Raw genomic sequence first — 13,253 nt, forward strand, 5'->3', positions numbered from 1 at the left:
AGATGCGCTTTACACGGGAGGGTCTGGATATGACCGGGTCGCTGGTTGGGAATATCGATGTCGCACAAGTGGTGCTCTATGTGTTTTGGCTCTTCTTCGCGGGGCTGATCTGGTATCTGCGCCAGGAAGACCGCCGCGAGGGCTATCCGCTCGAAGAAGATGTCTCGGGCCGTTACAACAAGAGCCCCTGGCTCTTCGTGCCGCCGAAGAAGACCTTCATCCTGCCGCATGGCCAGGGCGTCCGGCATGCTCCTGACTTCAAGCGTGACGAACGCACCTTCTCGAGCCGCCGCATCGCGCCGGCCCCGGGCTATCCGATCGAGCCGGTTGGCAATCCGCTGCTCGCGGGCATCGGCCCCGGCTCCTGGGCCGAACGTTCCGACAAGCCTGACGTGACCGCCCATGGCGATGCCCGCATCGTGCCGCTCCGTGTCGCCGAGGGCTTCGGCCTTGCCGAAGGCGCCGCCGATCCGCGTGGCCTTGCCGTCCTCGGTTGCGACAAGCAGATTGCCGGCACAGTCAAGGATATCTGGGTCGACCGGGCCGAGCATCTGATCCGCTACTATGAGGTGGAACTCGCCGATGGTGGACGCACCGTGCTTTTGCCGAACAACTTCGTCGTCTTCCAGACCGGTCGCGGCAATGTCCGGTATCTCTACGTGCATGCTGTCACCGCCGCGCAGTTCGCCGATGTACCAGCCACTGCTCGTCCGGAACTCGTGACCCTGCTCGAGGAAGACAAGATCGCCGCCTACTTCGGTGCGGGTCTCCTCTATGCGGATCGCTTTCGTCAGGAGCCACTGCTGTGAAACAGTTCGTCACACGAGAACATGAGATCGAGCCGCTGCCAGGCCTTCCAGGCGTGCCTCCGGCCGGCGAAGTCATCCTCTGGCAGGGGCGGCCATCGTCTGCCCTTGTCGCCCGCTATCTTTTGAAAGTCCGCTGGATTGTCGGTTATTTCCTGATCCTCGCCAGCTGGGCCGTGCTTGCCGGCTTGAACGATGGTCAACCTGTCGGCGGCATCGTCTTTTCGGTGGCTGTCCTGACCGCCTTGGCCGGGGTGCTGATCGGCATGATCGAGCTCTTCGCCTGGGCCGTTGAAAAGACGACCCTCTACACGATCACCACGGAGCGCATCGTCATTCGCTTCGGTGTGGCAATTTCGATGACGCTGAACCTGCCGTATCGGCAGGTCGACGGTGTGGCTCTCGCACGGCTCGGCGAAAAGGCGGGCATGATCGCCATTGCCCTTCTGCCAGAGCAGCGCCTGTCCTGGCTCATCCAGTGGCCGCATGTGCGGGGCTTCCGTTTCTCAAGGCCGGAGCCAAGCCTGATCTGCCTGCCCGACGCGGACAAGGTGGCGAATGTGCTGTCGGCCGCGATCGGCCAGTATCGTGGCGCGCGTGCCGAGCAGCCACGGATCATCATGCAAGAGACGGCCGGAAGCGCCATGCCGCCTTCCGTCGTTGCAGCCGAATAGGAGCCGTGTGATGGGATCGGCCTCGCATCTCGGTTACTGGGCGGACCGCAAGGGCAAGACGCCCAATCGTGTGCCTCGCGGCGTGTTTCTTGGTCTTGTCGGTCTCCTTGCTTTTACGGCAGGCGCAATCCTTTTCGGAACAACCACAGGGATCGGGCTCGTCAAGCAGCAGCAGGCTGCACCGATCGCCATCCGCGATCTCACCATCACCCGCACCACTTCAGATTTCGTCGTGGTGAGAGACGCTGCGACTGGCCAGGAGATTGCAAGCTATGCGCCACAGGCCGGTGGCTTTGTGCCAGGCTCCTTGCGTGCATTCGAGCGCATGCGCCAGGTCTCCAAGGTACCGTTCGATACGCCATACCGACTGATCAAGTGGGATGCGGGCGGACTGAGCCTGTCTGATACGGGCACCGGCGAGCGAATCTATCTCGATGCATTCGGCCCGGACAACGTGGCTGCATTTGAAGCCCTTCTGGGCTCACAGGGAGGAGAAAACCAATGAACCCGGTCTTTGCCTTGATGCGACGGAAGGAGACGGTCGATTGTACCGTTGAGATCAACAACACCTTCGAGGCGCTCGGTGCGCACTTACGGTTCGACAACGGCGTGGTGGTCCATCCCGGTGACGAAGTGCAGGTGCATGGCGCACCGGTCTCCATCCCCTATGGCTCCTGCCAGAATTTCCGCCGCAAGGCGACCATCACCCGGGCGGGTTTCCTGGAGCGGGCCTGGACCCGCGCAACCGGGGATCTCGACATGATGGAATTGTGCGAATTCAGCTTCACGGAGAGGGCACTGTCATGAACAACCATGTTTCGCCTGTTGATCTTGCCGATCACGAGCCGACCGTCGAAGAACGCATGGCCGGGGTCAGCGACACGACCCGCAGCGCTCTCGTCTCCACGATGCTGACACCGCGCTTCTACACCACCGATTTCGAGGAGATGGACAAGATCAATGTTGAGCCGGTGCGCGCCGAATGGGACGTGCTGATCGCGCAGATGAAGAGCGATCCGAACCGCGGGCACTTCAAGCGCAACGAACAGTGGGACGATATCGACATCGACGCCCTGCCGGACGATCTTCGCGAGGAGTTCATCGATTTCCTGGTTTCCTCGCTCACCTCGGAATTTTCCGGCTGCGTGCTCTACAAGGAGATGAAGCGACGCGGCAAGAACCAGGAGATCTGCGAGCTCTTCGGCTATATGAGCCGCGACGAGTCGCGCCATGCCGGCTTCATCAATGATGCGCTGAAGGAATTCGGCATCGGCGTGAACATGGGCTTTCTGGCAAAGGCGAAGAAGTACACCTTCTTCAAGCCGAAGTTCATCTACTATGCGACCTATCTCTCCGAGAAGATCGGCTATGCCCGCTACATCACCATCTACCGGCATCTCGAAAAGCATCCGGACAAGCGCTTCCACCCGATTTTCAAGTGGTTCCGTGAATGGTGCAATGACGAATTCTCCCATGGCGAGGCTTTCTCGCTGATCATCCGCTCCGACAAGCGGCTGATGGAGGGCATGAACAAGTACTGGATCAAGTTCTTCCTGCTTGCCGTCTTCGCTACCATGTATGTGCGCGACCACATGCGGCCGGCCTTCCACAAGGGTCTCGGCGTCGATATCGACGACTACGACATGAAGGTCTTCCGGCTGACGAGCGAGATCTCGCGCCAGTGCTTCCCGCTCGTGCTCGATCTCGACAATCCGGCCCTGCATGAAGGCTTCCGCCGGATGGAGCGGATCAACCGCAAGGTCATGGCGGCTGACGCAAAGGGTGGCCTCTCGGGCAAGATCGCCAAGGGTTTCTGGTCGGCGGCCGCAGCGGTCAATTTCGTCCGGATGTATGCGATCCCGACCAAGTCGAACGCCATCCCGGCGACGTCCCGCCTGCAGCCGGTCTGGTGAGGAGATTGCCATGACCTTCACGCACCCGCTCGCTGTCGTTCTGGTCGCCATCTCCGTATGGTGGCTTTCGACCGGGCTGGTGCTCGCCATGGTCAACCGATCCGACGGGCCGCGGGGCAGGGGCCTTGTTCTGATGGGGCTGATGACCGTGATCGGCGCATTCGGTTTCGGGCTGATGCTCTGGGGCGCACAGGAGCCGACGGTGCTCGGCTCCTATGTCGGCTTCTTCGGAGCGCTGCTCGTCTGGGCTTGGCACGAGGCTGCTTTCCTGACAGGGCTACTGACAGGACGACGGACGGGTGAGTGCCCGCCAGGGCTGACCGGCTTCAGCCGATTCCGGGCGGCCTGGGAGGCAGTCAGCGATCACGAGATCGCCATTCTGGTGACCGCGATTGCCTTGTGGTTAACGCTCGAGGGATCGGCCAATCTCTTCGGGCTCGCCGCCTTCGGTCTGCTCTGGGGTATGCGGATCTCTGCCAAGCTGGTGATCTTCCTCGGCGCGCCGCATGCCGTCAGCGAGCTGATGCCGAAGGGCATCCGCCATCTCAAAAGCTATTTCAAGACCGACCGGATGACGCCGCTGTTTCCGATCTTTCTGGCGATCGCGGCCGGCATCTTTGCCGTCCTCGTCGTCGGTGCCAACCGCGCGACACATGCGCATTCGGTGGTCGGACACACATTGCTCGCCACCTTCATGGCGCTTGCCATCGTTGAGCATCTGGTTCTCGTCCTTCCCGTCTCGGACACGGCGCTCTGGCGCTGGGCGATGGCGCGCCAGGATCGGGCCAATCTTGCCATCCGCCCTGCGGCGGAAGGCGTTTCCGCACTCAAGGAGGGTGGGCCGGTGTCCGTGCCGCACACCTCCTGGACAGCAATTGCAAAAGACACGATCGGGAAGAGGAAAGACTGATGACTGTTTTCCAGCACATGGAAGAGGCGCTTGCCGGCCTGCATACTGCCGGCAATTACCGCGTGTTCGCGGATCTTGAGCGTCACTGCTCGGCCTTTCCGAAAGCCGTGTTTCACCATGGTGACGGGACGGCCCGCGACGTCACCGTCTGGTGCTCGAACGATTATCTCGGCATGGGCCAGAACCCGCTCGTGACGGAACGGATGATCGAGGTTGTGCGTAAGTGCGGCGCCGGTGCCGGCGGCACGCGCAACATCTCCGGTACCAATCATTATCATGTCCTGCTCGAGCAGGAGCTGGCGGACCTGCATGGCAAGGAAGGCGCGCTGATCTTCACATCAGGTTACGTGTCCAACTGGGCAGCGCTCGGCACGCTGCTCGCAAAGATCCCCGGCATCATCTGCTATTCGGACTCGCTCAATCACGCCTCGATGATCGAAGGCATCCGTCATTCCCGCTGCATCAAGCGGCAGTTCCGCCACAATGACTACAAGCATCTGCGCGAGTTGATGGCAGCGGACGATCCTGCCGCGCCGAAACTGGTCGCCTTCGAGAGCGTCTACTCGATGAATGGCGATATCTCGCCGATCAAGGAGATCTGCGATGTCGCCGACCAGTTCGGTGCCCTGACCTATCTCGACGAGGTGCATGCGGTCGGCATGTACGGGCCGCGCGGCGGTGGCGTGGCTGAGCGCGAAGGCCTCATGGACCGGTTGACGGTCATCGAGGGCACGCTCGGCAAGGCCTTCGGCGTCATGGGCGGCTACATCACCGGTCCCGCCGTGCTGGTGGATTTTGTTCGCTCGTTTGCGTCAGGCTTCATCTTCACCACCGCGATCCCGCCGGCGCTTGCGGCTGGGGCGACTGCGTCGATCCGCCATCTCAAGGAAAGCCCCTTCGAGCGCCATATGCATCAGGCGACGGTCGCGAAGGTCCGGCGGGCGCTCGACGTGCGGGGTATCCCGCACATGCACAACCCGAGCCACATCGTGCCCGTCATGGTCGGCAATGCGGCCAAGTGCAAATGGATCTCGGACGTGTTGCTCGACGACTTCGGCATCTATGTCCAGCCGATCAACTATCCCACGGTCGCCGTTGGCAAGGAAAGACTGCGCATTACACCGACGCCGCTTCACACAGACGCGGATATCGAACACCTTGCCGAAGCGCTCTGTTCGCTGTGGTCGAAATGTGCATTGGCCAGGGCGGTTGCCTGAGGATTACAAAAGCCGTATCGGCACGGCGCAGCCAGGAGTTTGGAGCCGGACAGGATGACGGACAGCATTTACATTCCGGCGATTGCCGGCGACGGATCGCTCTATCCGATCGAAAAGATGCAGGCGCATCTCGACGGACAGCTGCATCTGGCCGTGTCCGTCTTCGTCTTCGACGGTGACCTGTTGCTCATCCAGAAACGTGCATCGACGAAGTATCACTGCGCCGGACTCTGGGCGAATACCTGCTGCACCCATCCCCATTGGGACGAAACGGTCGAGGACTGCGCTGAGCGCCGCCTGACCGAAGAGCTCGGCTTTACCTTACCGCTCACGCGCCATCAGACCGTGGAATATGCTGCCGATGTGGGCCAAGGGCTGAAGGAGCACGAGCGTGTGACGCTGTTCAGCGCCCAGGTCGACAGCCGTACCCTGCAGATCGCGCCTGTTGAAGGCGAGGTCGAAGAGACCCGCTGGATTGGTCCTCGTGACCTGATGCGGGAAGTGCTAGAGCGTCCGCAGGATTTCACGCCCTGGTTCCGCATCTACTTGCAGCGCTTTCCGGGCTTGAGTTTTGCCGAAGCTGCCTGATAACCCACACCGATCCCCCATCTCTCCTCATCTCAAACATAGTCAGCATCGGTAGCCCGAAGGTTACCGATGCTGACTATGTTTGCTGTGGTGGGACAAGCAGACGGGCGAAACGCGCAAAAGGAAAGGGAGCCCGAGAGCTCCCCTTCCCCATGCGGCCCGCCTTGGGAGGCCGTCAATCGCTGGCGGTCTGGTTCTCGGCCGGTAGCACTGCAGCGGCCGTCTGAGAGGTTGTCTTCATCGGCAGTGCACTGCTCTGCTCCGCCGGTGCCATCCGTTGGGTCACGCCCGGCTGATAGGTCGTGAAGTCCGGCACCGTGATCGGGCCCTTCTTGGCCAGGGAGTCGACATAGTCCTGGAGCATCGAGACACCGTAGAGCGGCTTCTGCACACCAGCATGGCAGGTTGCACAACCGACCTTGAAGACATCGCCTTCCGGTCCCTTGCGGGTGTCCGGGAAGACCGGCGTCAGGCCGACCATGTAGTTGGCGTTGATGTCGCGGGTCATGCGGATGCCGTGCCAGGCTGTGACGCGCTGCGGCGGGCTTTCATCCCAGGCGTTGAAGGCTCTGGAGTTGTGGCAAGTGGTGCAGTTCACGCCGAGCGATTCCGACATGTGCATCATCAGTGACCAGGTGGCTTCGGTTTCCTTCGTCCCGGCGAGGTTGGTGCCGGTCGGCAGAGCTGTCGTCGAATGAACACGGATCTGCTCGGCTTCGAGAAGGTAGTCCTTCAGCACGTTCTGTGGCAGGGACGAATTGCCTGCGAACTTCGCCACGACATTCTGGCCCGCGCGGTTCTGGGTCATGCCGCCGGCTGGCTTGGGCTCCAGATCCTCGTACCAGTAGTTGGCAGGGATCGCCTGGCCACGGTGACAGGTGTAGCAAGTGGCGCCAACCTGACCGACATGGGCAGTCCAATCGACATTGATCGCCTGAGTCATCTGGATCATGCGGCGGGAGACAACTTTCTGGTAAACCTCGTCGGAGGCGAGGTTTTCCGGATTGTGGCAGTAGTTGCAACCCACTTCAGGCGCGATCCATTCGGTGATCGAGGCCATGAACTGGTTGAACTGGTCGTCCGAGAGATCGCCGAGGATCTGCACATTTTCGTAGATGTCACCGGCCCTGTCGCCCGCGGGGTCAGCTTCCCATGGGGCTGGCGGCACGACGTTCGCAAGCTTCAGTGCTTCCTGCTTTTCGACATCCCGGTGGACATACATACCGGTGCCGCGAAAGCCGATCTGTTCGCTCTCGACGGGCGGAGCATCCCAACCGGCGCCGACGAAGCTTGCGATCGTCAGCAATGAACCGGCGGAGACGGCGAAGGGAATCCAGAGTTTCATCGTCGTTCTCCTCAAAGCGCCGGGTCGACGACGCCGGGATAGCCCGGCAGCGGGGACACGATCCCGTGGTTGATGCCCCAAAGGTACCAGTTGTCGACAACGGTGCCTGTCAGCAGGATGCCGATGCCGCCGGTGATCGGGGTCAGAATGGCGAACCACCAGGCCCAGCGGTGGACAGATTCCATGGTGGCGTTGAAGCCCATGGTCCATCTCCAGAAGAGGGCTGCGCGTTCGGAAGCGGTGCCGCGATCGGTGATCTGTTCCAGTTCGCGTTCACCACCATACTTGCCGACGGCCAGGATCGTCGCGCCATGCATCGCAAAGAGCAGTACCGAGCCATACAGGAAGACGATCGAGAGGCAGTGGAACGGATTGTAGTAGAGGTTGCCGTAGCGGATCGAGAAAGCAGCCGTCCAGTCGAGATGCGGGAAGATGCCGAAGGGTACGGCTTCCGAGAAGTTGCCCATCAACAGTGGACGAATGAAACCGAGCACCAGGAACAGCCAGATTGCGGCTGCAAAGGCCCAGGCGACATGAGTCCCCATCTCCAGCTGGCGTGCCCGACGATAGACGCGCACCCACCACAAAAGGACCGACATGGTCAGGAAGAAGCCTGCGATCAGCCACCAGCCACCTTCCGCGAGCGGCGGCAGGACCTTCAGGCCGTATTGTGCAGACGGCGGTTCTAGACCCAGCCAGAAGAGCTGGCGTACGAACTGGATCGGATCCCAGCCGACCGAAGCCAGCATGTTGAGGCCGATGATTTCGAAGGCGATCAAGCCGAAGACCAGCGACAGTGTGCCGAGCCAGCCGAGATAGATCGGTCCGATCTGGGCATTGCCGATGATACCGAACAGGCGGACGAAGATCGGTTTGCCGGTGCGCGGGCTGTCGCCTGCGGGAAGGGGCATGCCTTCTTCCGCTGGACCGCTGACCTGGATCGGCGTGATGATGTTTTGATATTGCGCTAAGAACATGGTCCGGTCCCCCTCAGTTCCAGATCGGCAGCGTCAGCCACCAGTTCCACCATTGCGGCCAGCCCTGGTTCCAGAACGGTCCGCTGATGACGATGCAGACGGCGCTCCAGAAGCCCGCGTTCAGCGCCAGGATCAGGCCGAGGCGGTGGATGCCCAGCGTGCCGATCGAGTAGCCGATGATGTCGCGGAAGAATGTGTCTTCGTATTCCGGCGTCTTCACCTCTGCCTGCTTTCCGGCTTCGGTGATCGATGAACCTGGATTGGCAGCGGACAGGATGAGGCCACCATGCAGGGAGAGCGCCAGCGTCGTGGTGAAGAAGAAGGTCACCGCGATCATGTGCGCCGGATTGTAATGGAAGTGCAGATATTGGTAGCCGACGTTCGAAACCCAGTCGAGGTGGCTGAAGATGCCGTAGGGAAAACCATGTCCCCAGGCGCCGAGCAGCAGCGGACGGAAAACGACGAGCGTCGCATAGGCGAAGATCGCGACGGAGAAGGCGAAGGGTACGTGGTAGCCCATGCCGAGCTTGCGGCAGATCTCCACTTCACGCAGGGCCCAAGATATGAACGCACCCAGCGCGCAGACGGTAACTATCTGCCAGAGGCCGCCTTCCTTGAGTGGCGCCAGCGCTAGACCGTAGGACAGGTCGGGTGGCGCGATCGAGATCCGCCAGATGTTCCAGGTCGGACCGATGGCCGCGCCATAGACCAGAAGTGCAGTCCCGAGGATCGCGAAGAATGCCGTGGTGACGCCGAAGAACCCTACATAGAAGGGTCCTACCCAGAAATCGAAGAGATCGCCCCCGAGCAGTGTCCCGCCTCGTACGCGATATTTGCGTTCAAAACTCAGCAGCGCCATGTTCGTTTCCTCCAGAGGTGATCAGCCAGGCGGCGTTGTCGGGTCATGCCGTTTGGCGGCGGGCGAGACCGAAGTGCCGCCCGCTGCCGTCTTGGTTCTTCAGCCAATGAGCCGGAAATCCACGCCTTCAGAGTGGGACTGCTCAACAGAGCTGGTCGTGAGGGGTTTGCCCTCGAACCAGTTGTAGCGGTCCGTGCTCAGCAGGATGAAGTGGATCAGGATCGCTAGCGTGAATAGGAATACAGACAGTGCAACCAGCGCCTTGCGCGGGTCGAACATAAGCCAGACTCTCCACATATCGCGTCCTCCTCAGGTCAACATCGGCAGAAGCGTGAGAGCCGTCTGGTTAATGCCCTCGAGAGAGCTGTAACCTTCCGGACCCGGGATCCAGGGACGCCACATCCAGACCAAGATATGCGCGACGATGGCAATCGCCGTGAATATCATGAAGCCTTGGATGAAGAATCCATGGACCTCGCGCGCTTCGCTTTCGGTCAGACCCGAAAGTGAAACATTTGATGTTTCAGCCATCAAATTCACCTCCTAGTCTCGAACACCGCGGCGCCCCCGCGGCGGGGTTTCGGGAGGTCTTTGAAAAGACCTGCCGGGTTTCTGCCGGTGTCGAGAACACCGGCAAAGGGATCGGGTCACGCGTGGAAGGCGTAACCGGCAGCTGCATAGGCCGAGGAGCGAGCCTCGGCGAAGATCGATTGAGCGGGCCGCTCGGCGGCCTCTTCCGCATGGCCGGTCATGCGCGACGCGACGGCCGCGAACAGGCAGAGCGGATAGAGGAGCAGGTAGAGGCGCCGCATGTTCTGGCGCTCGGACTGGCGGTCGCGATGTCGACGCAGGTCCTGATCGGATCGGGTTGCAGTGACCATGGCTTTGCCTCCAGTTGTCCCGTTGATGGGTCTCGTTCCGATGTTCATGCGTAGGCTCCCTCTAGGCGGGCGGCCGTTTCGACATGATCGCGGGTAACTTCGTTATTTTCGGCGCGGCGGGCTTCGCGTTCCGCTGCTTCCCGCAGCCGCTTGGCGGCCGAGATGCGGACGAGGACCGGCTCGTTGCCGATGAATTTTTCGAGCGACGCCTGGGCATCGGATTGCCAGGCCATTTCCGTGCGCGGGCGGGCCGTCGTCGCCTCGATCGCGTCCAATTCTCCGGCGCGCGGCAGGATGTCGAACAGCATGTCGAAAAGCGCGTTGCAGACTTCCTGGATCAGCCAGGCCGCACCCGAATAACCCATGACAGGTGTGCCGGGATGGCGGCGCACGATGGCGCCCGGATAGGACAGCTGCACGAACTTGCCGCGGGCCCCGCGCTCGGCCATGTACATGCGCTCGTTGAACGAGCCGAACATGATCATCGGCGGTTTCTTGGCGGTCAGTTCCGCAACCTCGATATTGTCGGTCTTCGATCCGGCCTTGCGCGAGATCGCGAAGTTGCAGGGCAGGCCCATTTCCTCTTCGAGGAAATTGCGGATGCCGCGCACATAGGTCTCGTTTGCGACGATCGCGAAGCTTGCTGTTGCAAAGAAGTCCTGGGTGACGGAGCGCCAGAGATCCCAGAGCGGCTTCAGCGTCGTGTGCTTTTCCTTCAAAATGAAGGGTTCAGGGTCGAGGCCGAGCATGTCGCCGAGTTCGCGCAGGAAGGCCGTCGTCGAATGGATGCCGATCGGTGCCTGCAGATACGGGCGGTCGAGCGTTTCACAGAGCAGGCGGCCGAATTCGCGGTAGAGGCAGATATTGGCATCGGCATCGGCGAGCTTGCGGACGTCTTCGAGATGGCTGCCCAATGGGAAGACCATGTTGATTTCGGCGCCCAGTCCCTCGACGAGACGGCGGATTTCCGCCATGTCCGAAGGCATGTTGTAGGTGCCGTAGATCGGGCCGATGATGTTGACGCGGGGCTTTGCGCCTTCCGGACGTCTGCGCGGTGCGGGCACCTTGCCGCCCTTGGGGCCGAATTCTGTCCAGAGCCATTTCAGGGCTCGGTCGGCGCTCTGCCACTGGTCTTCGTCGATCGTGCGGGGCAGGAAGCGGACAATGTTGGAACCTTCCGGCGTCACGCCACCACCGATCATTTCGGCGATCGAGCCGGTAACGACGACGGCCGGCAGGTCCGGATCGAGCGCGAGACGCGCCCGCTTCATCGCACCTTCCGTGCCATGTTGACCAAGTTCGTCTTCGGAAAGACCCGACACGACGATCGGCAGCTCGTGCGGAGGCAGGGCGTCCGTGTAGTGGAGGACCGAGGTGACCGGCAGGTTTTCGCAGCCCACCGGGCCGTCGATGATCACCTGGAGACCCTTGATCGCGGTGAAGGCATAGACGCTGCCCCAGTATCCGCCGGCTCTGTCGTGGTCGAGGATCAGCATCCGACACTCTCCCCATTGTCGACGGCGTTGCGGGACTGCTTGACCTTGGCGGCGAATTTCTTGCGATAGGCGCTGCGATCTTCGGGCACGTTTTCCCAGATGCCAGCGCCATCGCCCTGGCCTACGCCTTCAAAGAAGGCGTTCATGGCGAGGAAGCGGTCCTTGTTGCCGATCGCGGCGTTGATCACGGCGGGCAGCGAGGCGACGCCGGCCGGACCCATCAGTGGCCGGGCAGAGATCAGATTGGTGAAGTAGAGGGCAGGGGTGGCGCTCTCCTTGGCCTTCTGCACCACGGGGGTCGTGCCGATGGCGAGGTCCGGCTTGAACTCATTGAAGGCGGCGAGGTCCTGCTCCAGCGATGCGCGGAAGCGCAGTTCCACACCATGCGCGGAAAGCCATTCGGCGTCCTCGGAGTTGTAAGGCGTCTTCGGACAGGCCGTGCCGACATAGCGCAGGTCCGCGCCGAGTTCGACGAGCAGGCGTGCGACCAGCAGTTCGGAGCCTTCGTAGCCTGACAGCGTGATGCGGCCGTTGATCTTGTGCTCGGCGAGTGCTGCCTTGATTGCGCCGCGCATGGCATTGCGGCTGATATTGGTCTTCGCCTCCGGGACGTTGCAGCTGTCGCCGATCGCCTTCAGCCAGGCATCGGTACCGTCGATACCCACAGGGGCCGATCCGACGATCGGACGACCGGCCGCCTGGAATTCGCGGATGCTTGCCGTGTAGAAGGGATGGATCGCAGCCACAGCGGCGCAGTCGAGAGCAGAATAGAGCTCGCGCCATTCGCGGACGGGAACGGTCGGGCCGGCAGCAAGGCCCATGGGCTCCAGCATGCCGCCGATCACAACTGGATCGACCGGGAACATTTCGCCGAGCAGGGTGACGGTCGGTCGATCCTTCAAGCCACCACGCGGACGCTGGACCGGGCCTTCGCCGATTTCCTGGCGGGCATAGGCGAGCATCGCGCCTGACAGCACGTCTTTCGCTTCCGCATGGGTCGGGACACCAAAGCCGGGGACGTCGATGCCCACGATGCGGACGCCGTCGATTTCGCGTGGCAGCATGCGGAGCGGCACGCCCGAGGCCGAGGGGACGCAGAGGTTGGTGACGACGACGGCGTCGAACTTCTCCGGATCCGCCATCTGGTGCACGGCCTCGACGATGTCCTCGTATAGTTTGCCGGTGACGAGCGTTTCGGAGGAGAAGGGCACATAGCCGACGGAGCGCTTCGCGCCGTAGAAATGCGAGGTGAAGGTCAGGCCGTAGACGCAGCAGGCAGAGCCCGAGAGGATCGTGGCGACACGGCGCATACGCAGGCCGACGCGGAGCGAGCCGAAGGCCGGGCACATAGATTGCGGCTGATCATGAGGGCCCTTGGGATAGTCCGCCTCGAAGCGATCCATCAGTTCGCCTTGGCCAGCGGCACGGGCCGCTGCCTTGGAAAGCTCGACGCCGCCATGGCATCCAATGCCGTTTGTGTCTGCGGTCGCCATGTCGCCAAGGACGGCGGCATCGTTGCCGACGGGAGCGATCCCGCCAGCGTCGTCCAGCTCGAATTCCTTGCGCAGGTCATCCATGATGTTCACC

The 13,253-nt window shown here is 61.8% G+C and carries 16 protein-coding genes; 8 read left to right on the forward strand and 8 right to left on the reverse strand.

The genetic code is table 11. The annotated features are described in order from the left end of the window. Window positions 1-29 precede the first annotated feature (29 nt). Genes puhA through idi form a run of 8 tightly spaced genes read left to right on the forward strand, consistent with a single transcriptional unit; the run spans window position 30 to window position 6,108 of the window. Window positions 30-809, forward strand: coding sequence for a photosynthetic reaction center subunit H (gene puhA / locus BSY240_RS18040; protein WP_054147807.1), 780 nt, complete (start codon window positions 30-32; stop codon window positions 807-809). Continuing rightward, window positions 806-1,480: a photosynthetic complex putative assembly protein PuhB gene (gene puhB, locus BSY240_RS18045; RefSeq protein WP_069043230.1), complete on the forward strand. Its 675-nt coding sequence runs from the start codon at window positions 806-808 to the stop codon at window positions 1,478-1,480. The genes puhA and puhB overlap by 4 nt, the downstream gene beginning before the upstream one ends. A gap of 10 nt (window positions 1,481-1,490) precedes the next feature. Then, window positions 1,491-1,985, forward strand: a complete 495-nt coding sequence (gene puhC / locus BSY240_RS18050; RefSeq protein WP_054147809.1) for a photosynthetic complex assembly protein PuhC — start codon at window positions 1,491-1,493, stop codon at window positions 1,983-1,985. Continuing rightward, window positions 1,982-2,287, forward strand: coding sequence for a hypothetical protein (locus BSY240_RS18055; protein ID WP_082347540.1), 306 nt, complete (start codon window positions 1,982-1,984; stop codon window positions 2,285-2,287). The genes puhC and BSY240_RS18055 overlap by 4 nt, the downstream gene beginning before the upstream one ends. Before the next feature lie 56 nt (window positions 2,288-2,343). Beyond that, window positions 2,344-3,393, forward strand: a complete 1,050-nt coding sequence (acsF, locus tag BSY240_RS18060; protein WP_150127557.1) for a magnesium-protoporphyrin IX monomethyl ester (oxidative) cyclase — start codon at window positions 2,344-2,346, stop codon at window positions 3,391-3,393. A gap of 10 nt (window positions 3,394-3,403) precedes the next feature. After that, window positions 3,404-4,303, forward strand: a complete 900-nt coding sequence (puhE, locus tag BSY240_RS18065; protein ID WP_069043232.1) for a putative photosynthetic complex assembly protein PuhE — start codon at window positions 3,404-3,406, stop codon at window positions 4,301-4,303. Continuing rightward, window positions 4,303-5,520: a 5-aminolevulinate synthase gene (hemA, locus tag BSY240_RS18070; protein ID WP_069043233.1), complete on the forward strand. Its 1,218-nt coding sequence runs from the start codon at window positions 4,303-4,305 to the stop codon at window positions 5,518-5,520. Before puhE ends, hemA begins: the two co-directional genes overlap by 1 nt. Before the next feature lie 54 nt (window positions 5,521-5,574). Beyond that, window positions 5,575-6,108, forward strand: coding sequence for an isopentenyl-diphosphate delta-isomerase (idi, locus tag BSY240_RS18075; RefSeq protein WP_069043234.1), 534 nt, complete (start codon window positions 5,575-5,577; stop codon window positions 6,106-6,108). A 175-nt stretch (window positions 6,109-6,283) separates the two neighbouring features. On the opposite strand, the gene pufC is transcribed toward idi, so the two are convergent. The 8 genes from pufC to bchY all read right to left on the reverse strand — a co-directional run bounded on the left by pufC (window position 6,284) and on the right by bchY (window position 13,243). After that, entirely contained in the window at window positions 6,284-7,453 is a 1,170-nt protein-coding gene (gene pufC, locus BSY240_RS18080) for a photosynthetic reaction center cytochrome PufC (protein ID WP_054147814.1), read from the reverse strand. An 11-nt stretch (window positions 7,454-7,464) separates the two neighbouring features. Further along, window positions 7,465-8,430 carry a photosynthetic reaction center subunit M gene (pufM, locus tag BSY240_RS18085; protein WP_069043235.1) on the reverse strand — a complete coding sequence of 322 codons (966 nt, stop codon included), beginning with the start codon at window positions 8,428-8,430 and terminating at the stop codon, window positions 7,465-7,467. A 13-nt stretch (window positions 8,431-8,443) separates the two neighbouring features. Then, entirely contained in the window at window positions 8,444-9,289 is an 846-nt protein-coding gene (gene pufL, locus BSY240_RS18090) for a photosynthetic reaction center subunit L (RefSeq protein ID WP_054147816.1), read from the reverse strand. A gap of 99 nt (window positions 9,290-9,388) precedes the next feature. Beyond that, complete coding sequence (gene pufA, locus BSY240_RS18095) at window positions 9,389-9,586, reverse strand: light-harvesting antenna LH1, alpha subunit (protein WP_054147817.1); 198 nt, start codon at window positions 9,584-9,586, stop codon at window positions 9,389-9,391. Window positions 9,587-9,598: 12 nt separating this feature from the next. After that, window positions 9,599-9,820: a light-harvesting antenna LH1, beta subunit gene (pufB, locus tag BSY240_RS18100; protein ID WP_006724822.1), complete on the reverse strand. Its 222-nt coding sequence runs from the start codon at window positions 9,818-9,820 to the stop codon at window positions 9,599-9,601. A gap of 116 nt (window positions 9,821-9,936) precedes the next feature. Beyond that, entirely contained in the window at window positions 9,937-10,170 is a 234-nt protein-coding gene (locus tag BSY240_RS18105; protein WP_054147818.1) for a hypothetical protein, read from the reverse strand. A gap of 44 nt (window positions 10,171-10,214) precedes the next feature. Continuing rightward, window positions 10,215-11,666, reverse strand: coding sequence for a chlorophyllide a reductase subunit Z (bchZ, locus tag BSY240_RS18110; protein ID WP_069043237.1), 1,452 nt, complete (start codon window positions 11,664-11,666; stop codon window positions 10,215-10,217). After that, window positions 11,660-13,243, reverse strand: a complete 1,584-nt coding sequence (gene bchY / locus BSY240_RS18115) for a chlorophyllide a reductase subunit Y (RefSeq protein WP_083229754.1) — start codon at window positions 13,241-13,243, stop codon at window positions 11,660-11,662. The genes bchZ and bchY overlap by 7 nt, the downstream gene beginning before the upstream one ends. Between the last annotated feature and the right edge of the window lie 10 nt (window positions 13,244-13,253).

The organism is Agrobacterium sp. RAC06, assembly GCF_001713475.1.
Classification (GTDB): domain Bacteria; phylum Pseudomonadota; class Alphaproteobacteria; order Rhizobiales; family Rhizobiaceae; genus Allorhizobium.